General features: G+C 55.3%; 23 protein-coding genes. 14 read left to right on the forward strand and 9 right to left on the reverse strand.

Annotated elements, in window-relative coordinates:
* Positions 1 to 101 precede the first annotated feature (101 nt).
* Positions 102 to 1412 carry an NAD(P)/FAD-dependent oxidoreductase gene (locus WFM49_RS16455; protein WP_009454122.1) on the forward strand — a complete coding sequence of 437 codons (1311 nt, stop codon included), beginning with the start codon at positions 102 to 104 and terminating at the stop codon, positions 1410 to 1412.
* Positions 1413 to 1444: 32 nt separating this feature from the next.
* On the opposite strand, the gene smpB is transcribed toward WFM49_RS16455, so the two are convergent.
* A complete protein-coding gene (smpB, locus tag WFM49_RS16460) occupies positions 1445 to 1909 on the reverse strand; it encodes an SsrA-binding protein SmpB (protein WP_003799781.1) in 465 nt (154 codons plus the stop codon).
* Positions 1910 to 1968: 59 nt separating this feature from the next.
* Between smpB and WFM49_RS16465 the strand changes: the two genes are divergently transcribed.
* The 5 genes from WFM49_RS16465 to mmsB all read left to right on the forward strand — a co-directional run bounded on the left by WFM49_RS16465 (position 1969) and on the right by mmsB (position 6126).
* Positions 1969 to 2403 (forward strand): type II toxin-antitoxin system RatA family toxin, encoded by a 435-nt coding sequence (locus WFM49_RS16465; protein ID WP_009454121.1) that lies wholly within the window; start codon positions 1969 to 1971, stop codon positions 2401 to 2403.
* Complete coding sequence (locus tag WFM49_RS16470) at positions 2396 to 2749, forward strand: RnfH family protein (RefSeq protein WP_336974355.1); 354 nt, start codon at positions 2396 to 2398, stop codon at positions 2747 to 2749. Before WFM49_RS16465 ends, WFM49_RS16470 begins: the two co-directional genes overlap by 8 nt.
* Before the next feature lie 149 nt (positions 2750 to 2898).
* Positions 2899 to 4047 (forward strand): acyl-CoA dehydrogenase family protein, encoded by a 1149-nt coding sequence (locus WFM49_RS16475; RefSeq protein ID WP_336974357.1) that lies wholly within the window; start codon positions 2899 to 2901, stop codon positions 4045 to 4047.
* On the forward strand, positions 4044 to 5171 hold the full coding sequence (locus WFM49_RS16480; protein ID WP_115633726.1) for an enoyl-CoA hydratase/isomerase family protein: 1128 nt from the start codon (positions 4044 to 4046) through the stop codon (positions 5169 to 5171). The genes WFM49_RS16475 and WFM49_RS16480 overlap by 4 nt, the downstream gene beginning before the upstream one ends.
* A 58-nt stretch (positions 5172 to 5229) precedes the next feature.
* A complete protein-coding gene (gene mmsB / locus WFM49_RS16485; RefSeq protein WP_083053492.1) occupies positions 5230 to 6126 on the forward strand; it encodes a 3-hydroxyisobutyrate dehydrogenase in 897 nt (298 codons plus the stop codon).
* On the opposite strand, the gene ygfZ is transcribed toward mmsB, so the two are convergent.
* Positions 6101 to 6952, reverse strand: a complete 852-nt coding sequence (gene ygfZ / locus WFM49_RS16490; RefSeq protein ID WP_230940537.1) for a CAF17-like 4Fe-4S cluster assembly/insertion protein YgfZ — start codon at positions 6950 to 6952, stop codon at positions 6101 to 6103. The two genes, mmsB and ygfZ, sit on opposite strands and share 26 nt — an antisense overlap.
* A 268-nt stretch (positions 6953 to 7220) precedes the next feature.
* Here ygfZ and mltG point away from each other — a divergent pair, with 268 nt between their 5' ends.
* The gene (gene mltG, locus WFM49_RS16495; RefSeq protein WP_060185099.1) at positions 7221 to 8228 is read left to right on the forward strand and encodes an endolytic transglycosylase MltG; all 1008 of its coding nucleotides are present in this window, start codon (positions 7221 to 7223) and stop codon (positions 8226 to 8228) included.
* An 88-nt stretch (positions 8229 to 8316) separates the two neighbouring features.
* Here the strand turns inward: mltG and WFM49_RS16500 are convergent, their stop codons facing one another.
* Positions 8317 to 9126, reverse strand: coding sequence for a deoxynucleotide monophosphate kinase family protein (locus tag WFM49_RS16500; protein WP_035271701.1), 810 nt, complete (start codon positions 9124 to 9126; stop codon positions 8317 to 8319).
* Between the two features lie 136 nt (positions 9127 to 9262).
* Here WFM49_RS16500 and holB point away from each other — a divergent pair, with 136 nt between their 5' ends.
* The 3 genes from holB (at position 9263) to WFM49_RS16515 (ending at position 12346) form a co-directional block, all read left to right on the forward strand.
* Positions 9263 to 10312, forward strand: a complete 1050-nt coding sequence (holB, locus tag WFM49_RS16505; protein ID WP_060185098.1) for a DNA polymerase III subunit delta' — start codon at positions 9263 to 9265, stop codon at positions 10310 to 10312.
* A 17-nt stretch (positions 10313 to 10329) separates the two neighbouring features.
* Positions 10330 to 11100 carry a TatD family hydrolase gene (locus WFM49_RS16510; RefSeq protein ID WP_035271697.1) on the forward strand — a complete coding sequence of 257 codons (771 nt, stop codon included), beginning with the start codon at positions 10330 to 10332 and terminating at the stop codon, positions 11098 to 11100.
* A gap of 349 nt (positions 11101 to 11449) precedes the next feature.
* Entirely contained in the window at positions 11450 to 12346 is an 897-nt protein-coding gene (locus WFM49_RS16515; protein WP_336974365.1) for an ankyrin repeat domain-containing protein, read from the forward strand.
* Between the two features lie 163 nt (positions 12347 to 12509).
* Here the strand turns inward: WFM49_RS16515 and WFM49_RS16520 are convergent, their stop codons facing one another.
* The 3 genes from WFM49_RS16520 to WFM49_RS16530 all read right to left on the reverse strand — a co-directional run bounded on the left by WFM49_RS16520 (position 12510) and on the right by WFM49_RS16530 (position 15019).
* Positions 12510 to 13349, reverse strand: a complete 840-nt coding sequence (locus WFM49_RS16520) for a DUF2789 family protein (protein WP_336974367.1) — start codon at positions 13347 to 13349, stop codon at positions 12510 to 12512.
* Between the two features lie 167 nt (positions 13350 to 13516).
* Positions 13517 to 14308: an RsiV family protein gene (locus WFM49_RS16525; RefSeq protein WP_035271694.1), complete on the reverse strand. Its 792-nt coding sequence runs from the start codon at positions 14306 to 14308 to the stop codon at positions 13517 to 13519.
* Between the two features lie 12 nt (positions 14309 to 14320).
* Complete coding sequence (locus tag WFM49_RS16530; RefSeq protein WP_266107759.1) at positions 14321 to 15019, reverse strand: glutathione S-transferase N-terminal domain-containing protein; 699 nt, start codon at positions 15017 to 15019, stop codon at positions 14321 to 14323.
* Positions 15020 to 15141: 122 nt separating this feature from the next.
* Here WFM49_RS16530 and arsC point away from each other — a divergent pair, with 122 nt between their 5' ends.
* Positions 15142 to 15486 carry an arsenate reductase (glutaredoxin) gene (arsC, locus tag WFM49_RS16535; protein WP_035271689.1) on the forward strand — a complete coding sequence of 115 codons (345 nt, stop codon included), beginning with the start codon at positions 15142 to 15144 and terminating at the stop codon, positions 15484 to 15486.
* 31 nt (positions 15487 to 15517) lie between these two features.
* On the opposite strand, the gene WFM49_RS16540 is transcribed toward arsC, so the two are convergent.
* From WFM49_RS16540 to WFM49_RS16550, 3 genes are read right to left on the reverse strand one after another with little or no spacing between them, the layout of a single operon-like run.
* Positions 15518 to 16090, reverse strand: coding sequence for a YceI family protein (locus WFM49_RS16540; RefSeq protein WP_250755711.1), 573 nt, complete (start codon positions 16088 to 16090; stop codon positions 15518 to 15520).
* Between the two features lie 53 nt (positions 16091 to 16143).
* Entirely contained in the window at positions 16144 to 16707 is a 564-nt protein-coding gene (locus WFM49_RS16545; RefSeq protein ID WP_336974371.1) for a YceI family protein, read from the reverse strand.
* Positions 16704 to 17273, reverse strand: coding sequence for a cytochrome b (locus WFM49_RS16550; protein WP_336974373.1), 570 nt, complete (start codon positions 17271 to 17273; stop codon positions 16704 to 16706). Before WFM49_RS16550 ends, WFM49_RS16545 begins: the two co-directional genes overlap by 4 nt.
* A gap of 215 nt (positions 17274 to 17488) precedes the next feature.
* Between WFM49_RS16550 and WFM49_RS16555 the strand changes: the two genes are divergently transcribed.
* From WFM49_RS16555 to WFM49_RS16565, 3 genes are all read left to right on the forward strand, one after another.
* Entirely contained in the window at positions 17489 to 18073 is a 585-nt protein-coding gene (locus tag WFM49_RS16555) for a hypothetical protein (RefSeq protein ID WP_035271683.1), read from the forward strand.
* 74 nt (positions 18074 to 18147) lie between these two features.
* A complete protein-coding gene (locus WFM49_RS16560; protein ID WP_009454089.1) occupies positions 18148 to 18660 on the forward strand; it encodes a ClbS/DfsB family four-helix bundle protein in 513 nt (170 codons plus the stop codon).
* A 73-nt stretch (positions 18661 to 18733) separates the two neighbouring features.
* A complete protein-coding gene (locus WFM49_RS16565; protein ID WP_336974376.1) occupies positions 18734 to 19858 on the forward strand; it encodes a site-specific integrase in 1125 nt (374 codons plus the stop codon).
* Positions 19859 to 19876: the final 18 nt, after the last annotated feature.

The following is a 19876-nucleotide window of genomic DNA, read 5'->3' on the forward strand; positions in this document are numbered from 1 at the left end:
GGCGTCTACAGATCGCTATAGTCCTTATCTGTTTTGATTTAAAGTATAAGGTGGCGGTTCTGATACTCTCTTTGCTCAAGACAAGTCCCAAGGAGTTCTGGATGTCTACTACGCAGTCGTATCAAGTGGTGATCGTGGGGGGCGGGGCAGGTGGCCTGGAGCTGGCTGCCAAATTAGGACGGCAGTTCGGGCGTCAGCATATCTTTCTGGTCGACAAAGACAGTGACCATATCTGGAAACCGTCCTTGCACGAGGTTGCCGCCGGCACCTTGGATATTCACCGCGAAGGGCTGTCATATTTCATGCTGGCACGAGACTGTGGTTTCACCTTTATTCAAGGTGAAATGACCGGTATAGATCGCGAGCAGCGCAGCATTACGCTGGCTCCTGTCCTGGGGCCCGATCATGAAGAAGTCTTTCCGGAACGCAGCCTGTCCTATGGCACCCTGGTGATGGCCGTGGGTAGCAAATCCAATTTTTTCAATACGCCTGGCACCCATGAACACGCGCTGGCCTTGGACTCGACCCATCAGGCAGAGCGTTTCCGTTTGAAATTGCTCAATGAACTGATCAGTGTGACACGCCGCGCGCAGCGTGAACCGGGGGCACCGCTGTACATCAATATTGTCGGGGGCGGGGCAACGGGGGTGGAACTGGCTGCCGAGTTGCTGGAAGCCCGTGCTGATTTAAGCATTTACAGCATTCCGGGCAGCAGTTCGGACCGCGAAGTGCGCATTACCTTGCTGGAAGGCGCCGATCGCATTCTGTCTGCTCTGCCGCCCAAGCTGTCCGCTACCGCTCAAAGTCTGCTGGAGCAGCGTGGCGTAGCGGTACGGACCTCGGTGCGGGTCAGCCGTCTGGCGGCGGACCACATCGAGGATGCGAACGGTGGTCAATATCCCAACGATTTGTGCGTTTGGGCGGCGGGGATTGAAGCCCCTGCCTTTTTGGGCCAGTTGGGTTTGCCCGTCAACCGCATCAATCAGCTGGTGCTGGATTCCTGTCTGTCCACACCCGATCCCTATATCTGGGCCTTGGGCGACTGCGCACAAGTGCCCTGGGACAAGGAAGGTCAGTTCCTGCCTGCACGTGCCCAGGTCGCGCACCAGCAAGCCAGTTACTTGCGCAAACGTCTGGCCGCTCGCATCCAGGGCAAGCCTGTGGATGAAGCACCCTTTGTCTATAAGGATTACGGCTCGCTGGTTTCCGTGGGCCACAGCCGTGGGGTAGGGAGCCTGATGGGGGTCTTGTCCGGCAAGAGCTGGTTTGTGGAAGGTTTGCTGGCTCGCATCATGTACATGAGTCTGCACCTGATGCACCACATGGCGATTTTAGGGGTTGCGCGAACGGCAACCTTGGCTTTGGGCCGCTTGCTCAGCAAACGGGCCGCCCCTCGTGTTAAATTACATTGAGATTTGGAACAAAACGGGCTTTTTAGCCCGTTTTATTCATTCGTCTTACGGCGGGTGTCGTGTTTCATCAAGCGTTCTTGTTCGCGCTTCCAGTCTTTGTCGCGGGAAACATCACGTTTATCGTGCAGTTTCTTACCGCGTCCCAGACCGAAGTCCAGCTTGATACGACCTTTCTTGTAGTGGAGGTTCAGGGGAACCAGGGCGTAACCACGTTGTTCAACCTTGCCGATCAGCTTGCTGATTTCTTCGGCTTTGAGCAGCAGTTTACGTGTACGAGTGGCATCGGGCCGGATATGAGTGGACGCTGTCGGCAAAGCGCTGACGTGCATCCCTAAAATAAACAGCTCGCCCTCGCGTACGATGACATAGCTTTCTTTGAGCTGAACATGCCCAGCTCGGATCGCCTTGACCTCCCAACCCTCCAAGACCAGACCGGCCTCAAAACGCTCTTCGATAAAATATTCGTGGGTAGCCTTGCGATTATCAACAATACTCATGAATTAATTGCCAACCATAGATTGTAAAATCAGAACATTCTATCTATTAACCAGACCTGATGCATACAGTAAAACGCTCCGTCCTCCTTCCCTATAGCTGCGAACAGATGTTTGACCTGGTTGCAGAGGTGGAAAAATACCCTGAATTCATGCCGTGGTGTGGTGGCGCCAGTGTCAACCAGCGTGACGAAAAGGGGATGGAAGCCTCGGTTACCATCAGCATTGCGGGTATTCGTCAAACCTTCACCACACGTAACGAACACGATTATCCCAATCGTATTGTCTTGCGCCTGGTCAAAGGGCCCTTCTCGGCCTTGACGGGGGATTGGCAGTTTACTCCTTTGGGCGAAGACGGTTGCAAGATCGTGTTCACCATGGAGTACGAGTTCTCCAGCCGCGCGCTGGAAATGGTGGTCGGTCCCATCTTTAACCGCGTTGCCAACAGCTTTATTGATTCCTTCACCCGCCGTGCCCAAGAGGTCTACGGTGACTGAATTATCCGTCAGCGTGATTGTGGCTACCCAGGCGCAGGTCTGGAAAGCCGCCCTGCGTTTGCCTGTGGGCAGTTGTGTACGTGATGCCCTGTTAAAAGCTGGCATTGCTGAAGGCCTGCGTGAATGCGGCTTGCCGCCGCTGGACGACGAACAGGGACTGGACGGGCTGCACGTCGGTGTCTACGGCCAGCGCTGCCAGCTGGACCAACTCTTGCAGGATCAGGATCGGGTAGAAGTCTATCGCGAGCTGGTCTTTGACCCCATGGATTCCCGCCGGCGACGTTATGCACACAAGCTGGCCGCCCGCGCTGCCGCCAGACCCCGGCGCAAACCCGTCCGCGCCTAGTTCGTCTGCGCCTGATCATCAGGCCGCTACTTTCAGCTAGACTGTCGCCTCCTGCCTTGCACTGCCCCCTATGAAACGGCTGATTGTCATCAGCACGACAACTAAAGGGGGCGGCTCGCATTATGGTGGGTAAAAATAAGGAGACAGACATGATACTGACAGACGATCAGAACGCTTTTGCGCAAGCGGCTCGCGAGTTTGCACAAGGGGAACTGGCACCGCATGCGGCACGTTGGGATGAGGAACAGATTTTCCCGACCGAGGCGTTCCGTAAAGCCGGCGAGTTGGGTTTTTGCGGCTTGTATGCCCCGGAATCCATCGGCGGCCTGGGCCTGGGGCGTCTGGAGTCCAGCCTGGTGTTCGAAGAAATGGCGGCAGTTGATCCCTCAACCACCGCGTTTCTGACTATCCACAATATGGTTACCTGGATGGTCGGCACCTGGGGTACGGACGAAGTCAAATCCCAATGGGGCGAGCTGCTGAGCAGCGGCCAGAAACTAGGCTCTTACTGTTTGACCGAACCGGGCGCAGGCTCGGATGCCGCCTCGCTGCGGACACGTGCCGAGCGTGATGGTGACGACTACCTGATCAGCGGCAGCAAAGCCTTTATCTCCGGTGCCGGGGACACGGACTTGTTGGTGGTTATGGCTCGTACCGGAGGGGATGGCGCAAAGGGGATTTCCGCTTTTGCCGTACCTGCCGATGCCGCCGGTATCACTTACGGTCGTAAAGAATTGAAGATGGGCTGGAATAGTCAGTCCACACGGGGCATTACCTTTGAGCGCGTACGCGTTCCTGCCTCGGCCATGCTGGGCCAGGAGGGCGAGGGCTTCAAACTGGCCATGAAGGGCCTGGACGGCGGGCGCATCAATATTGCCTGCTGCTCGGTAGGAGCCGCCCAGGGTGCTTATGATGCTGCCCGTCAATATATGCAGGAGCGCCGCCAGTTCGGCAAGCATCTGGACCAGTTCCAGGCTCTGCAATTCAAATTGTCCGACATTCTGACCAGCGTGGTTGCCGCCCGCCAAATGGTGCGCCTGGCCGCTTCGCACCTGGACGCCGGTAGCAGTCAGGCCAGCACCTACTGCGCCATGGCAAAGCGTATGGCCACGGATCTGGGTTTTCAGGCCTGCGTGGATGCACAACAGCTCTTTGGCGGTTATGGTTACCTGAAGGATTATCCTGTTGAGCGACTGGTGCGCGATACTCGGGTGCACCAGATTCTGGAAGGCACAAACGAGATCATGCGTGTCATCATTGCACGACAAATCATAGATCTTGGAGCTGATATTCGATGACGGATTCTGTTTTGTTTGATCGCCTGCCCGGCCAGAACGGAAAGGCGATTGGTGTTGCTACGCTGAACCGCCCGCAAGCCCTGAATGGGCTTAATTTGGAGATGTGCCAGCTGCTGTTCAAGCAGTTTCAGGAATGGGCGCAGGATTCCAGTATTGCCATGATCGTGTTGCATGGTGCCGGCGAAAAGGCCCTGTGTGCCGGGGGCGATCTGCATTCGCTGTATGCCTCCATGCAAAAGAACCAGGGTGGTTCGGCCTGGGATAACGAGTACGCCCGCGAATTCTTCGATGTGGAATACCGCCTGGATTATCTGATCCACACCTTCCCAAAACCTATCCTGTGCTGGGGTGACGGGATTGTAATGGGTGGGGGCGTGGGCTTGTTCAACGGCGCCAGCCATCGTGTGGTGACTGATACCACGCGTTTTGCCATGCCCGAAATCTCCATTGGCCTGTTCCCCGATGTGGGTGGCACCTGGATGCTGTCACATCTGCCTGCGGGTATCGGCCATTTCCTGGCGCTGAGCGGCGCGCAAATCAACGCCTCGGATTGCTTGTTCCTGGGCTTGGCCGATGCCTACTTGCCACGGGTGCATTTCGATGCCTTGCTCAAGGCCTTGCAAGCCACGAACTGGTCTGATGAACGTGACGCTCGTGATAGCAGCGTGCATCAGGTCCTGCGTAGTCTGGCAGAGGGCGCTCGCCCCGATACCGGCCCGCTGGAGCAAAACTACGCCATGCTGCGTGATGTCTGCGCCAGTCGTGAGTTTGAACGCATTACACAGGCTCTGCAGCAGTGGCAGGACAGTGCCGACCCCTGGCTGTCCCGTGCCGCACAGACCTTCGCCAAAGGTGCTCCAGGTTCGGCTCGTTTGTCCTTTGAACTGCTGGAGCGTGTACACCACCTGTCTTTGGCTGATGTCTTCCGCCTGGAATACATTGTGTCGCTGCAATGTGGCGTACAGGGTGACTTCCAGGAAGGCATACGCGCACTGCTGATTGATAAAGACAAACAGCCACGCTGGAATCCGGCCTCGCTGGAACAGGCTGATGCCCGCTGGGTGGAACGTTTTTTTGTTCCCGCCTGGCCTGCAGAAACGACTCATCCCTTGGCTGACCTGTGATCCAGGCAGACCGCTGCGGCGCCTGACGGCGCCGTTTTCATAATGACGAGGAGACAAAATGAGTAACACGATTGCATTTATCGGGCTGGGCCATATGGGCAAACCCATGGCGCTGAATCTGCTCAAAGCCGGCCATAGCCTGAAGGTCTTTGACCTGAATGCAGATGCCATGAAGGAGCTGCAGGCAGCGGGGGCGCAAGTGGGCGAGTCGGCGGTGCAGATCGCCAAAGACGCGCAGATGGTCTTTACCATGCTGCCTGCTGGTCGCCACGTTCGTCAGGTTTACGAGGGCGAGAACGGCTTGTTGCAGGCCGTGGCCCCCGGCACAGTGCTGGTTGATTGCAGCACGATTGATGCTCAAACCAGCCAGGATCTGGCGGCCAAGGCGGCCAAGCTGGGTCTGTTGATGCTGGATGCGCCTGTTTCCGGTGGTACTGGTGGCGCAATGGCCGGCACCTTGACCTTTATGGTGGGGGGCGAGGATCCGGCGCTGGAAAAGGCGCGTCCTTACCTGGAAGCCATGGGCAAGAACATTTTTCATGCTGGTAAAGCCGGTGCGGGCCAGGTTGCCAAGATTTGCAACAATATGCTCTTGGGGATTTTGATGGCGGGTACCGCCGAGGCCCTGGCTCTGGGCGTTGCTCACGGTCTGGACCCGGCAGTGCTATCGTCCATCATGGCGCGCAGCTCCGGCCGTAACTGGGCGACCGAGCTGTACAACCCCTGGCCTGGCGTGATGCCGGATGTACCGGCTTCGCGTGATTATCAGGGTGGGTTTGCAACAGGTTTGATGCTGAAAGATCTGGGTTTGGCGGCCGATGCGGCCGTGAGCCAAAACAGTGCGACACCGTTAGGCGAACTGGCCCGTAACCTGTTCGCCTTGCATGCCGCACAGGGTCAGAATGCCGGGCTGGATTTCTCCAGCATTCTTAATTTGTACCGTCAGAAGAGCTAAGTTCTGGCAGAGCATAGGGCAGGGGCTGCAATTCCAGCGCCTGTCCTTGCTCCAGTTGAAACTGGCCTTGTTCCAGGTCCGCCAGTACCACTTCCATCAAGACATACAGACGCTGCTGCTCGGCTTGCCAGGCGCGGTTGATAATGCGCGCAGCCGCAACCGGCTCTGCGCCTTGCGAGACCAGGAGCACATCGGCGGCTTCTTGCACCTGTGGTGCCGTGTCCAGAATGGCGCTGCGGGCGGCCATCATGCGGCGCTTGATCGTGCCTCGATAGTGGCTGCGCGCCACCACTTCCTGGCCGGGATAGCAGCCTTTCTTGAAGTTGATGCCGTCGATCAGGTCCAGGTTCAGAGTCTGGGGAATGAACAGATCTTGCGTGTCGGCGCTGATCCAGGGCAAGCCCGCCAAAATATCCGCCGTTTCCCAACGGCCCTCAGAAGCCTGAGCGTTCGTGTCCTGCTGGGGAGAAATCCGCCAGTAGCGATTCAAGCCATCCAGCTCGCCGGGGGCTTGGATTAAGGTGTCGTCACCATCGCGCTGCAAATTCCAGACCGCTTGGGCAGCGGATTGATCTGCCACACCGTAAACCTGCAACTCGGCCAGACTGATCGTCACTTTGCTGCGCAGCACGAACATGCGCAGGCGCTTGATCAGGGCCTCGCTCAGGTCACGGCGCACCAGGGCATAGACGGTCTCGTCCTGTTCGCGCCACAAGACCATGGTCGCCAAACTGCGACCTTTGGCGGTGCAATAGGCCGCGATGCAGGCGCGGTCGGCTGCCAGATGCTCCAAATCATTGCTGACTTGAGCATGGAGAAAGGACACGGCATCGGCTCCCTGAAACTGGAGGACGCACAAATCAGGCAGGGCGAAAGAGGAGGGGGCTGGCATTCCGGTCATGGCTGAGCGAAAAAATAAATTTAAACATCAATGATACCGTGTGTGAGGCCGGTTTCAGGGGCATATCCCCGCTGGGATCAGGGCATGAGCTGGATAGCGCAATCCGGTAGCGCGGGCCTGTCCCGGTTTCTGTGTTTGACTGTGACACATATTCAGGAATATGCCGCCTTATTCTGATTACAATAGCGCTCGCATGAAAAAAACTGTCAAGATCTTCTCTGCCCTGTTGGGCCTTCTGGTGGTCGTCGCCTGTGTGATAGCGGGTGGCGCCTGGTATTGGGCCAAGAAGCAGCCCGTGACGATGAGTGCTGAACGCATCGACTATGTGGTGCCTGCAGGCTCTGGCCCCCGTGCGATTGCACGCAGCATGCAGCAGGCCGGGATCGATATCCAGGAAGATGCTTTTGTCTGGATGGCGCGTCTCTCTGGCCTGGATACCTCCTTGCAAGCGGGGGCTTACGAGGCCGTGCGTGGTGATACGCCATGGATGGTGATGGAGCGCATGTCCAGCGGTAATATGCTGCAAACCCGCCTGACCATTCCTGAAGGCTGGACCTATCAACGCATTCGCGAGACGTTGGCGAGCAATCCCCAGGTTCGCCAAACCTTGAGTGATATCAGTGATGCAGACTTGCTGCAGCGTTTTGGCTTGGACGCTGTACATCCTGAAGGTCTGTTCTATCCCGATACCTACGTTTTTGTACCGGGTACGGCAGATGTGGATATCCTGCGGCGCGGGTTTCAGGCTCAGCAGGAACTGCTGGAACAGCTATGGGCGGACCGGGATGCGGATTTGCCCTTGAAGACGCCATACGAGGCCTTGATCATGGCTTCCATCGTGGAGCGTGAGACGGGCCACAGTCAGGATCGAGCGCGTGTAGCCGGGGTGTTCATGAACCGTTTGCGCGTAGGCATGCCATTGCAGACAGACCCAACGGTTATTTATGGCATGGGTTCAGCCTATGACGGCCGTATTCGCAAGCGCGATTTGACGACGGATACCCCTTGGAACACGTACACGCGCAATGGATTGCCTCCCACGCCGATAGCCAGTCCTGGCAAGGCTTCCTTGATGGCGACTTTGCATCCCGAAAAGCATAATTTCTATTATTTTGTATCGCGTGGCGATGGAACCAGCGAGTTCTCGACGAATCTGGCTGCACATAACCGAGCCGTCGCCAAATATATTCTGAAACGCTAAACCATTCAGGCCCTATCAGGGGCCTGAATGTTTTTTGGGGGCGGTTTGGTGACACTTGTATGGCTGAGCGCTATCCAAGGCCAGGGAGTCAAAGCTTCAAGCCGTGCCGTTGCGTGAAGCCCGTCCACAAATCATGGACCTTGCTGGCCAGTTCTTCCAAGCCTGCGTCATTGCGAATCAGATAGTCCTGGGGGGCGCGTTCTACACCCCATTCGGAAGAGTGCTGGCTGATCACTGGATTGCCAGGGCGTTCGATATGCCAGATCTCTCCACCATGTTCACGGATGAAATTGGCCTCGTTTTCGTAACGAATGTCTTTAATCAGCAGACAACGGGCCTGACTCATATCAGGAAGCTGGTGGCTGGGCAGGAACAGGGGCAAGGTTTGGCGACGCTGCTCGTAATCCGGGTATTCGGCCAGAACCTGATTGCGTAGATGTTCGGCCGCCTGACGCGGACTCAAACCCCAAAAGGCATCCACATGATCCGCCCGCTCATCATCCAGGTGCTCAGGCACCATGCCGTAAATCGCGGCCAGAGCCAGCGCCCAGACCGAGTAGTCCTGAATGCTCCTGGCAAGGGGGGAGCCCGGTCCAAACTCCAGCACATGTTGGGCGCGGCGTAGCCAATGATCGGGATCGCGCTGGCGCATCCAGTCTGTTCCCAGTAGCTGGAAACACTGTCTGGGGGAGCGCTGCCACAGGGCAATAGGCACTTCTTTCAGGCTGTCGTCAGTCCAGGCTTGGGCCGGACTTAGACCAAACAGCACTTCACAGCCCATTTTCACGGGGTCGGCCAAGGCATAGGCGGCCAATAAAGGGTTTTGTGCCAGTAGTAGATTGGCGACGGTATCTTTGCCTGAACGCGCTTTGGCGGCCAGCCCGATCAATAAGCTCACTTCATCATCCTTGGTAGTGGAGCAGGCATTTTACCGGTTCATATTACAATGTGCGCTGAGCTGTTCAAGCGGGGGCGATTGCCTGGTCTTTCCTGCGTGAATCAGGCCTTTTGATGTGCAACCTTGAGGCAATACGGTGTCTGATAGTTTGACTTTTCTACCTTGGCAAATCGCGACCGCCAAAAATTGGCTGGGCAATCAGGAGCGTTTTGCCCATGCCTGGCTGATCCACGGTCTGCCGGGCATCGGCAAGACGCAATTCGCCCGCGCGGCCGCCGCCAGTTTATTGTGCGACCAGCCGGTGCAGGGTCTGGCTTGTGGCCACTGTCAGGCCTGTCAGTGGGTGCGGGGGGGAAATCACCCGGACTTGCGCCTGCTGCGCCCGGATGCGGTTGCGCTGGAAGAGCAGGGGCCAGACACCCAGGAAGGGGACTTGGCCAAAGAGTCGGCTGCCCGCAAAAATCCTTCCCGGGAAATCCGGGTGGAGCAATTACGGCAGTTGCAGCACTGGTTCAATACGGCCACTCATAGAGGCGGGTGGCGAGTGGCGGTGCTCTATCCGGCTCAGGCTCTGAATCTGGTATCGGCCAATGCCTTGCTGAAGGTGCTGGAAGAACCTGCGGACCGCACGGTTTTTCTGCTGGTAGCCGATGCGCCAGATCGGCTGTTGCCTACACTGGTATCGCGTTGCCGCCGTTTGCCTTTGCCCGCACCTGATGCTCAGCAATCGGTGCAATGGCTGGAGCAACAAGGGGTGGATCAAGCCTCGGACTGGTTGGCTGCCTGGGGTGGTGCCCCACTAAAAGCGTTAAGCGCCAGCCAGGATATGAATGCGCCGTGCCCCGATTGGTTAAGCGTCTGGATGGATGGGGTATTGAAAGCAGGCCGTGAGGCGGATTTGTCCTTGGCCGATACGCTGGAAAAACTGCCTGCTCAAGAGTGGATTGACCATTGGCAACGCTTGTTTGTCGATATTCAGCTGGGTGGTTTTGCCCAACCGGCGCGTTACTATCCTTCCCTGCAAAAGCGCATTGATGCCTTGGCAGCCCAATCCAACACCACAGCGGTGACGGAAGCTCTGAAGTGGCTGGTGCAGCAAAAGCGGCTGGGGAATCATCCGCTCAATGCTAAATTGTTTATTCATCATGCCCTGGACCGTTTGCACCAGGCATGTCGTCGTGTTTAAAAAAGTACCGTCTAATCATGTTTGTTGATTCGCATTGCCATCTTAATTTCCCTGAACTTGCTGAAAATCTGGACGACATCCTGGACAAGATGCGCCAGAACCAGGTGGGCTGTGCGCTGGTGGTCAGCGTGGATATGGACGACTGGCCCGGTTTGATGGAGCTGGTGCGTCCCCACGGCCATTTGTTTGCCTCGGTTGGCGTGCATCCGGATTATGAGAAAGTCACCGAGCCTACCGTCCAGGAGCTGATCAAACATGCTCAAGATCCCAAAGTGGTGGCTATTGGCGAAACGGGTCTGGACTATTACCGTTTGCAAGAGCCCCTGGATTGGCAGCGTGAGCGTTTCCGCACCCACATCCGCGCCAGTCGCGAGTCGGGCCTGCCTTTGATCATCCATACTCGCTCGGCCAGTGAGGACACCATTGCCATCATGCGTGAAGAGCAGGCGCAGATTGCCGGGGGCGTGATGCACTGTTTCACTGAAACCTGGGAAGTGGCACAAGCGGCCTTGGATCTGAATTTCTACATTTCCTTCTCCGGGATTGTGACCTTCAAGAACGCTACCCAGCTGCAGGATGTGGCGCAACGCGTGCCGCTGGATCGTTTGTTGATCGAAACGGACTCGCCGTTTTTGGCTCCTGTGCCGTATCGAGGCAAAACCAATAATCCTTCTCTGGTCATTCATGTGGCTGAGAAGATTGCGGAGCTTCGTGGGATATCGGTAAAGGAAGTGGAAGAGGCTAGCGCAGAGAATTTCTTCAAATTATTCAGTAAGGTACAGCTTTAAGTTAATCTCGTTTAGAGGTTCTGGTAAGGCTTTTGTGACTGTTTGAGCCAATATTCAGGATCTTGCACAAGGGCGGTTTAAAGTTGATTTAAAACTTTAAGAAGATGATTTAACTATTTGATTTTAAGCGTAAAAATAGAATTTTATGGTATTTTCTCCGTCTTTCGGGCTTGGTTGGGATTCACTTAAAATATTCAATTTTTGTTAGTAATCAAAGGTTTATTGATTATTCTTAAACCTGTTTATAGTTAAATGCTTCCTGCTTGGATAGAGAGAAGCAATTTCTGAAGCGGCATCTATCTGTACTTTCATAACCTGATAAAGCACTTTATGAAAAGGATTTAACAGCATGATTTTTAAAAGAAAAATACCCAATAAAACCATCCTTTCTGTGGTGCTTCCTTTGGCCTTTCTGCTGTCAGCCCCTGTGTCGGCGCAGGAACCGGAGCTTGAAAGCCGAAATTGGTATTTGGCGCTGGAAAATGACCGACCCAACATCATCGAGCAGGAGTTCATCAAGGGGGCGAACCCCAACGCAGTCGATTCCAAGGGCAATCCTTCCTTGATGCTGGCGATCCGCAACAAGTCCTGGAAAGTGGTGGACACTTTGCTGGCTAACCGACAAACCAATGTGAACATCGAGAACGAGGCCCGCGAAACTCCCATGATGTATCTGGCCCTGATGGGGGAGACCGCTCGTTTGCGTGATCTGCAAGCACGAGGGGGGCAGGTGAATCGGGTGGGCTGGTCACCTTTGCACTATGCCGCTTCCAAAGGACATGAAGAGACGGTGCGCTATCTGCTGTCTCAGAAAGCGATTGTGAATGCACCTGCACCAGACGGAACCAGCCCCTTGATGATGGCGGCTTTGTCGGGCAAACGGGCGGTGGTGGATGTGCTATTGGCTGCCGGAGCGGATCCGAGTATGCAAAATGCCCAAGGTTTGAGTCCGGCAGACTGGGCGCGTTCAGCCAATCATGAACAATTGGCCAGTTATCTTGATCAAGCTGTCGCTCGTAAAGCGGCCGCTGCACCAGCCGCAGCGGGGACTTACTCCGGTGGAGCGGTACAGACTTATGGAGTGCCAGAGCGGGTAGAGCAGCTTGATCTGAATCGGGTGCACACGGTGACGGTAGAGCCCGAGCCAGCTCCTGCAGCAGACAGCTCCAGTTCGAAACCTGCTTCGTCCAGCAGTACCAGTCGCTATTTTGACCTGGATCGTTTCGACAAGCCTGTACAGCCTTAAGTCTGGGGGCAGGATGTAAAAAGGAGCCTTGAGGGCTCCTTTTTTGTTACGGCAATAATCGGGAATGGTTGTAGTGATACTGACGTCCTGCACTGCGTTCGCAGCTGTGGTGACTCAGTATTTCTACAGGCAGGAAACCAAAACCCTTTTTATCTATTGCCGCTTAATTGCCCTTTTCTTGCGCCTTGGCCATATGGGAGGCATGCACAAAGGTCTGGAAACCTTGCAGGTAGTTGCTGAGCATTCTCTGGATATTCTCATCTTGCAGTTTGCCTTCCGCATCAAAGGAATTCTGCGCACGAGACACCAGCAACGAGCCGCCGCTGTACAGGGACACACCCAGCATTTTCAGCGTAGGTAACCAGGCTGCCTGGGAGGAGATCGTGCCAAAGCCCCCCATGGAAGCGCCAATCAGCCCGGTGATACGGCCCGAGAAGATGGCTTTCATGTCTGTGCGAGAGAGCCAGTCGATCCCGTTCTTGAACACACCGGGTACGCCATTGTTGTATTCCGGGGTAACCAGCAAGAGAGCATCGGCGTTCAGGATCTTTTCTTTCAAGGCCAGTACGGCTTCTGGAATGCCGTCCTTGCTTTCGAGATCGCCGTCATACAGGGGGATGCCGTGTAGGGTGGCGACTTCAATCGCCATGCCTTGGGGGGCCAGGGCTTGAGCGGCGTGTGCCAAAGCGGTGTTGAAGGAGCTTTGGCGCAGGCTGCCTGATAAAGCCAGAACGCGGCAAGGGCCGGACAGATTCACCACGCCGGTCGTTTGACGCAGGGCCTCGCTTAACTGGTCAATGATCTGGATCCATTCCGGGGAATCCTGGAGTCGTTTTTCCCGAATGAACTCGGCTTGAGACTCGTTCCAGAAGGGAGCGTCAGCCAGCAGCACGTCATTAGGCAAAGGGCGGTGTTTTTCCAGAAAGCTGGCAATCGCCTCGGGGGTGTTGGGCAGACCCAGTTGAGCAAATAGGTCGTGAAAGCGGAACAAGTTATCAGACATGGTGGTAGGGGAGCTTGGAAGAGGGGATGATCGGACGCTAAGGGCGGGCGCGGCTCCAGTATGTATGGCTAAAGGTTCCGGGCTTTGAGTAGCGTACAAAAAAATACTGTTTTTATTAACAGGCAGCCTGATATAGGCTGCCTGTCTATTTACGGTGACCCAAACGCCTAATTGGCGGGCAGGTAGTCAGGACGCAGAATGCCACGCAGTTCCGAGTAGGGCAGCAGTAGCTCTGGCTGACCGAAGGAATACGGGGCGACCTCGTACGGGTTGTACTTCACCAGCAAGCCCTGATCGGTCAGAGCAATGTTCTGGGCGGGCTGGAAGGGCCACATTCTGTCCCAACCGGCTCGGTCTTCACGTGCCTCACTCAGGCTGGAAACCCAGTTGTTGTGCGCCTGGCGTACCAGTTCCTGGAAAGGCTTGATCTTGCCGGGGGCAATAATGCGGTCCAGAGGCAAAGCGGTCTTCAGGCGATTGTCCCAGTTGATGAACTGGGTTGCTGTAATGCCGTGAGCCGCACCTGTCATGTAGATGCCCGAGCTTAGCTCTACGACCGTCAGATCCCGGTTCCGGTAGCGCGTACGGGCGGATAAATGCACTTCGTCACGATTATTGGCGGTGGCCCAGTAGTAGTTTTCGAATTCCTTCAAACCGCGATAACCAGGATGGCGCTCAGAGATAACCGTCATATGAGCCAGGCTTTCATCGACCAGCTTGGTCAGCTCGGCATTGCCGGGGAAAATCAGAGATTTCACTTCCAGGCGCGGGCATTCACCGGTACAGCCTGGCTTGACGTGTTTGTAGTCCAAGGGCTGGGTAAAAACGCCATCTTTTTCAGTCTGATCCTGGGTTTGCGTTGGAATCAGGGAGATATTGCTGGGCGTGCTGGAACACGCAGACAGAGCCATGGCTGTCAGGCCAATAAGCAGCAGCTGATAGGGGCGCTGTAAGGTCATGGGATCGTAGTCCTATCGGATGGTTTTGGAATCTTGGCCAAAGAGGATTTGACGGGCCTTGTCGTCATGGACGGGCGAGCCGGGGTTGATCTGTTCGACCAAGGCATAGGCACGCTCAGTTGCGGGACGCGCGCCAATACGCTCAAACCAACGCTTCAGATGCGGGAAGTCGTCCAGGTTCTGGCTTTGGCGCTGGTGGGAGACAATCCAGGGGTAGCTGGCCATATCGGCAATGGAGTAGTCCCCAGCAATAAAGTCGCGCTGCTCCAGATGTTTGTTCAGCACGCCGTAGAGACGGCCAGTCTCACGCACATAGCGGTCGATGGCGTACTCGATTTTGACGGGTGCATAGACATTGAAGTGGTGATTCTGGCCTGCCATGGGGCCCAGGCCACCCATTTGCCAGTACAGCCACTGTAAGGTTTCGGTACGCACTCGCAAATCGGTCGACAGGAACTGGCCGGTTTTTTCTGCCAGATATTGCAGAATGGCGCCGGACTCGAACAGGGAGATAGGTTCGCCACCGTCTTGCGGAGCCTGGTCCACAATGGCGGGAATGCGATTATTGGGGGCGATACGCAGGAATTCAGGTTTGAATTGATCGCCTTGGCCAATATTGATGGGGTGGATGGTGTAAGGCAGACCGGACTCTTCCAGAAACATCGTGACTTTATGTCCGTTGGGAGTGGTCCAGTAATACAGGTCGATCATGTGTTCTCCTGGCTAAGTGAAGACGCTGGCCTGTCTGCAGCAAGCTACCCAGATGACGTATCCGGCGGCGCTGGGCTACTATTGTTCGCCTGAATACGGTTTATAGGAAGTCAAAGACTGTCATGAGCAAAATCTATCATAATCCGCGCTGCAGCACTTCGCGTAATGCCCTGGCCATGATGCGTGAAAAAGGTCTGGAACCCGAGATCATCGAGTACCTGAAAACACCCTTGTCGCGCAGCGAACTCAAAACTCTGATTGCGGCAACGGGCTTGACGGTACGCGAGGCCATGCGCAGCAAAGAGGCTGTTTACAGCGAGCTGAACCTGGGCAATCCCGATCTGAGCGACGAGGACTTGCTGGCAGCGATTGAAGCTAATCCTGTTTTGTTGAACCGTCCTATCGTGGTGACAGAAAAAGGGACGCGTCTGGCGCGTCCCCTGGAAGTCGTTCAGGAAATTCTGTAATCAGACTTCCTGAGTAGCGAGTGCTTCGCTATTACTGGGCAATGGCTTCCAGCGCAATACGGATAGTGACTTCATCACCGACGTAAGGCACGTTGGCAGCCATGCCAAACTCGCTACGCTTGATCTCGATCTTGCCGTCCGCGCCCAGGGCGGGTTTGTTCATCATGGGGTGCTTGGGCATGGTCAGGAAGGACTCAATGGTCATGGTCACGGGCTTGGTAATGCCCTTGATGGTCAGATCGCCCTTGGCGGACACAGGCTTGTCACCGTCGAACTGAATGTCCTTGGACACAAAAGTTGCTTCGGGGAACTGCTCGGTGTCGAAGTGATCCTTGCCCTGGATGTGTTCGTTGAACAGGGGAAAGCCGGTGCTGACCGAACGGGTGTCGACTTTCATGTCGATGCTGCCGGTCTTGGCTTCCTGGTCCAGGGTAACGGTGCCTTGTGCCTTGTCAAAACGCTGGCTTTGCGTGCTCAGGCCCAGGTGCTTGTAGCTGAAGTGCACAAAGGTGTGGCTGGGTTCAACCTGATAGGTGACTGGAGCCGCCTGGGCAGCAAAAGCAAACATGAAACTGGCGGACAGGGCAATCACTGGCTTGATCATGAGGGTGTAATCCTTGTTATGCAGGGAGAGGAAGGGGGCGCTGATGCGTCTGCTTACTTGGCATCAATCTTGAAGTTGACGGTGATCTCGTTGGCCACGATGTCGTAGCTGGACCAGGAGCCTTCACCGATAGAAAAATCGCCACGCTTGATTTCAAAGGCACCGCTAAAAGTGGCTTTGTCGCCTTCGGGAGCCATGGTCGCCATGACAGTGACGGGTTGCTCACGGCCTTTGATCTGCAACGTGCCTTGCACTTCATATTGCTGGTCGCTGACAGCACGGAAACTCTTGGAGCTGAAAACGGCCTGGGGATGCGCGTCAATATCGAACCAGCGCACGTCTTGCAATTCATCATCGGCTTCTTCTGAGCCGGTATCAACGCTATCCAGGGCGACCTTCAAGACCACCTTGGACTGATCCAGGGCGTCGGGGTTGAAGTTCAGTTCGCCTTCAAATTTACGGAACTGACCATCCAGCTTCACACCCATCTGGGAATACTGAAAGCCGATTTCGCTATTTTGGGTGTCCAGAGCCTGGTAGTTCTTGGCGTTGACGGCCAGACTGGTGCCCAGGCCCAGAGAGCTGATCAGCAGGGACACGAAGACAGATTTTTTCATGATTTGGCTTTGCCTAAAGTAAAGGTGATGCGGCCAAGCAAGCCGTCACGGTCTATGAACTGATGCTTCAAGGCCGCCAGAACATGCAGGCTGACCATGGCAATCAGGGCGTAATTCAAAAAGATGTGGACTTGGACCAGCAGCTCGCCCAAAGGTTTATCTTTGGAAACCAGATCGGGCAGGGGGATCACGCCAAACCACACCGTCTGAAAGCCTTTGGCAGAACTCATCAGCCAGCCTGTCAGGGGAATACCAATCATCAACAGGTACAACGCTGCATGACCACAGTGGGCCAGAGTCCGGCTGAAAACAGACATACCAGGGGGCAGAGCAGGGGGGCGGTTGAACAAACGCCAGAGCAGGCGCAGGATCACCAGTACCAGCAAGGAAATACCGGCCCATTTGTGCCAGGAATAGACTTGCAGTTTCAAAGGGGACAGGGGCAAGGTTTTCATGGTGTAGCCCACGGTCACCAGGGCGGTCAGGGCCAGTGCCATCAGCCAATGCAAGATGCGTGCGACTCGGGTGTAGCGTTGGCGATTCACTGGAACAGGGGTGATGCTCATTGATAATGCCTTTCATTTACGAAGCCAAGAAACTTTAACCTGTTTGTAAGCATCGTAAAAGACCAGATTTTGCAATGCAGTAATGCAATATTGGGGGGTATTGGTCGTGCATCTCTTGCAAGATGACTATTTTCTTGCAGCGTGTGACAAGGCTTTCAGGGTGGGGTGGGGGCGGGCTAAACTCCTTTTTTCAGCTCGCAAGCAAGGAAGTCTCTATGTGGAAAACAGCGTTGGTCGTCGTGGTAGCCGGTTTGTTGGCAGGATGCCAGGACTCGAAAAAGGCCAATGAGGAAAATTTCAGCACGGCAATCCAGAGCTATCTGGATACGCGAGACGGCTTGTGTGTAGGAGTGCCTGGACGTGTGTATCCCTATCAGGCCGAGCACGATTCCCCCTTGATTGTGGAAGATCGAGCTCGTCTGGCTGCCTTGGCCAAGGTAGGTTTGTTGCGTCAGGTAGGAAAGGAAGAGGCACCGCGCTACGAGCTGGATGCCAATGCAGACACCTATTTGCGTCGTTCCAGCTCCGAACAGTCGCAGGGCGAGCATGATGCATTTTGTACAGGCCGCCTGGTTCTGGACCGTATCAACTATTTTACCGAACCGGCCAGCGCAGGCGGGTTTACCGTCAGTCAGGTGAGTTATGTCTATCATCTGGCCGATGCGGCGGGCTGGATCAAAGATAGCGCGGTTCAGGATACCTACGAGGATCTGCGCGCGTTGACGGCCCAGGAAGTCGAGGGGCAAGCACGAATGATTCTGACCAATAAGGGCTGGGTTCATCAGAACCTTTATCGTTAAGTGATGCCACACGGCTGCATGAAAAAGGTGGGGCAGTACGGTGTGGTTCGGTCTTGAGCAAGAGGAGCAATCATATGGCTGTGCCTCAAAACAAACACGATTTATTAGTGGCCATTTGCAGCAATTATCAAAAGTTGGCTGCAGATCTGGCTACTGTTCCCATTACGCGGGCTCGTGAAAAAGACCTGGAAGGTCATACCAAGGGGACGCAAATGAGTGTGGCTGATCTGGTCGCTTATTTGATCGGATGGAACGAACTGGTTTTGAAGTGGAGCCAGGCCAAGGCCAAAGGTTTGCCGGTAGATTTCCCTGAAACCGGTTTTAAATGGAACGAGCTCGGGCGTCTGGCACAGAAGTTCTATGCCGACTTTGCCAATGTGTCGTACTCGGACTTATTAAATCGCCTGGAGGAGGCGCAAGCTCGTATTGTTGCCTTGGTCGAGCAAAGTACAGATGGTGATCTGTATGGAGCGCCTTGGTACAAGAAGTATTCTCTAGGGCGCATGATTCAGTTCAATACGGCCTCACCTTATGCGAATGCTCGGATCCGACTGCGGAAATGGAAGAAAATACATTCCATTGTCTGATAAGACGAAGTTGCATCAATCCACCGTAAGGTTTTATTATAAAAATGCAATTAACGGAAAAGATAAATAGGCAATGAAAAAACGGTCTACAAGAGAAGAAGGGCAGTTTGACCTGCCCATTTTGGGCTCGCAGGCCGCCGATATCTCGGCGGAGGCCTTGTTTGACACGTGGTTGCAGCATCAACGCCCGCCCATGGCGCCCAGCACGCAGCGGGTTTATCGCACCTTGTGGCGACGCTTCTTGCAGGCGCTGCAAGATCACAAAAAGCAGTACACCCAGATCAAGCCTGTGGATATACGGGACTTTTTGAGCAATCTGGACGAAGTGCGCCGTCCGCAGCGTGAGCGCTATCAACAAGTCATTGCCCGTGCTTATGAAGAGCTCTGCCGCCAGGATGGCCGCTCGGAAAACCCCGCACTGGCCCCCGCCATCAATGATCCTTTCAAGGAAAGCTGGCGTCAGGCGCCTGACAACCAGGCCACCCAGTTTCTTTCTGTCGATCAATGCTCTGCCACCATCAAAGCCTTGAATACCCGCCTGCGTGTCCTGGAGTTGACCAGTGATATGACCATTGCTGCCCGTTGGCGTGAATATCGGGATATGACGATTGTGGCTGTGATGCTGGGCACAGGCTTGCGCCCGGTGGAGTTGGGGCAGTTGCACCCTTGCGCGGTAGGCGTAGCCAAACGCACTGCAGAGTCTTCAGAAACAGACGACTCAGATCACGAGGAGACAGCTCTTTGGCGGGATGGCACTCTTCTGCTCAGGCTTGCTGGCGCGGCAAAACGCGACGTTGTTGTGCCTGTCTGGTGTGAAGGCATTTTGCGTAGCTGGTTGATCTTTAGCGGAGCCGAAGATGCTTCCGCTTGGGTAAAAGATAGCCGGGTCTTTCCTGGTAGCCGTCAGATCAGCGCTGCGCGTCCCCAGGCACAGATGAATCCTGCCACGCTGGCTCGTATCGTCAGCAAATGGGGAATCAAGCAGATGGATCTGTTGATGACGCCACAGCGTTTGCGTAATACCTTTGGGGCGGGTTTGATCGAACGAGGCTTTTCCTTGCCTGAGATCGAAGAAATTATGGGTTATGCCCCCGGTGCAGCCAGTGCCTGGCGCCTGCAGGCGTCCTGGCTAGCATGGCTGGAAGCGCAAAAGACTCCGGCCGATCCCGCTATTACCGAGAATACGCAATCAGAATGAAGGGCTAGTCACGGTTTC

Source organism: Alcaligenes sp. PF14 (genome assembly GCF_037150615.1).
GTDB classification, from domain to species: domain Bacteria; phylum Pseudomonadota; class Gammaproteobacteria; order Burkholderiales; family Burkholderiaceae_B; genus Alcaligenes; species Alcaligenes phenolicus.

What these genes read in the sequence shown, in the direction of transcription:
- WFM49_RS16455 (WP_009454122.1), top strand. Translation starts at nt 102, where the DNA reads ATGTCTACTACGCAGTCGTATCAAGTGGTGATCGTGGGGGGCGGGGCA.
- smpB (WP_003799781.1), bottom strand. Translation starts at nt 1,909, where the DNA reads ATGAGTATTGTTGATAATCGCAAGGCTACCCACGAATATTTTATCGAA.
- WFM49_RS16465 (WP_009454121.1), top strand. Translation starts at nt 1,969, where the DNA reads ATGCATACAGTAAAACGCTCCGTCCTCCTTCCCTATAGCTGCGAACAG.
- WFM49_RS16475 (WP_336974357.1), top strand. Translation starts at nt 2,899, where the DNA reads ATGATACTGACAGACGATCAGAACGCTTTTGCGCAAGCGGCTCGCGAG.
- WFM49_RS16480 (WP_115633726.1), top strand. Translation starts at nt 4,044, where the DNA reads ATGACGGATTCTGTTTTGTTTGATCGCCTGCCCGGCCAGAACGGAAAG.
- mmsB (WP_083053492.1), top strand. Translation starts at nt 5,230, where the DNA reads ATGAGTAACACGATTGCATTTATCGGGCTGGGCCATATGGGCAAACCC.
- mltG (WP_060185099.1), top strand. Translation starts at nt 7,221, where the DNA reads ATGAAAAAAACTGTCAAGATCTTCTCTGCCCTGTTGGGCCTTCTGGTG.
- WFM49_RS16510 (WP_035271697.1), top strand. Translation starts at nt 10,330, where the DNA reads ATGTTTGTTGATTCGCATTGCCATCTTAATTTCCCTGAACTTGCTGAA.
- WFM49_RS16515 (WP_336974365.1), top strand. Translation starts at nt 11,450, where the DNA reads ATGATTTTTAAAAGAAAAATACCCAATAAAACCATCCTTTCTGTGGTG.
- WFM49_RS16520 (WP_336974367.1), bottom strand. Translation starts at nt 13,349, where the DNA reads ATGTCTGATAACTTGTTCCGCTTTCACGACCTATTTGCTCAACTGGGT.
- WFM49_RS16525 (WP_035271694.1), bottom strand. Translation starts at nt 14,308, where the DNA reads ATGACCTTACAGCGCCCCTATCAGCTGCTGCTTATTGGCCTGACAGCC.
- WFM49_RS16530 (WP_266107759.1), bottom strand. Translation starts at nt 15,019, where the DNA reads ATGATCGACCTGTATTACTGGACCACTCCCAACGGACATAAAGTCACG.
- arsC (WP_035271689.1), top strand. Translation starts at nt 15,142, where the DNA reads ATGAGCAAAATCTATCATAATCCGCGCTGCAGCACTTCGCGTAATGCC.
- WFM49_RS16540 (WP_250755711.1), bottom strand. Translation starts at nt 16,090, where the DNA reads ATGATCAAGCCAGTGATTGCCCTGTCCGCCAGTTTCATGTTTGCTTTT.
- WFM49_RS16545 (WP_336974371.1), bottom strand. Translation starts at nt 16,707, where the DNA reads ATGAAAAAATCTGTCTTCGTGTCCCTGCTGATCAGCTCTCTGGGCCTG.
- WFM49_RS16550 (WP_336974373.1), bottom strand. Translation starts at nt 17,273, where the DNA reads ATGAGCATCACCCCTGTTCCAGTGAATCGCCAACGCTACACCCGAGTC.
- WFM49_RS16555 (WP_035271683.1), top strand. Translation starts at nt 17,489, where the DNA reads ATGTGGAAAACAGCGTTGGTCGTCGTGGTAGCCGGTTTGTTGGCAGGA.
- WFM49_RS16560 (WP_009454089.1), top strand. Translation starts at nt 18,148, where the DNA reads ATGGCTGTGCCTCAAAACAAACACGATTTATTAGTGGCCATTTGCAGC.
- WFM49_RS16565 (WP_336974376.1), top strand. Translation starts at nt 18,734, where the DNA reads ATGAAAAAACGGTCTACAAGAGAAGAAGGGCAGTTTGACCTGCCCATT.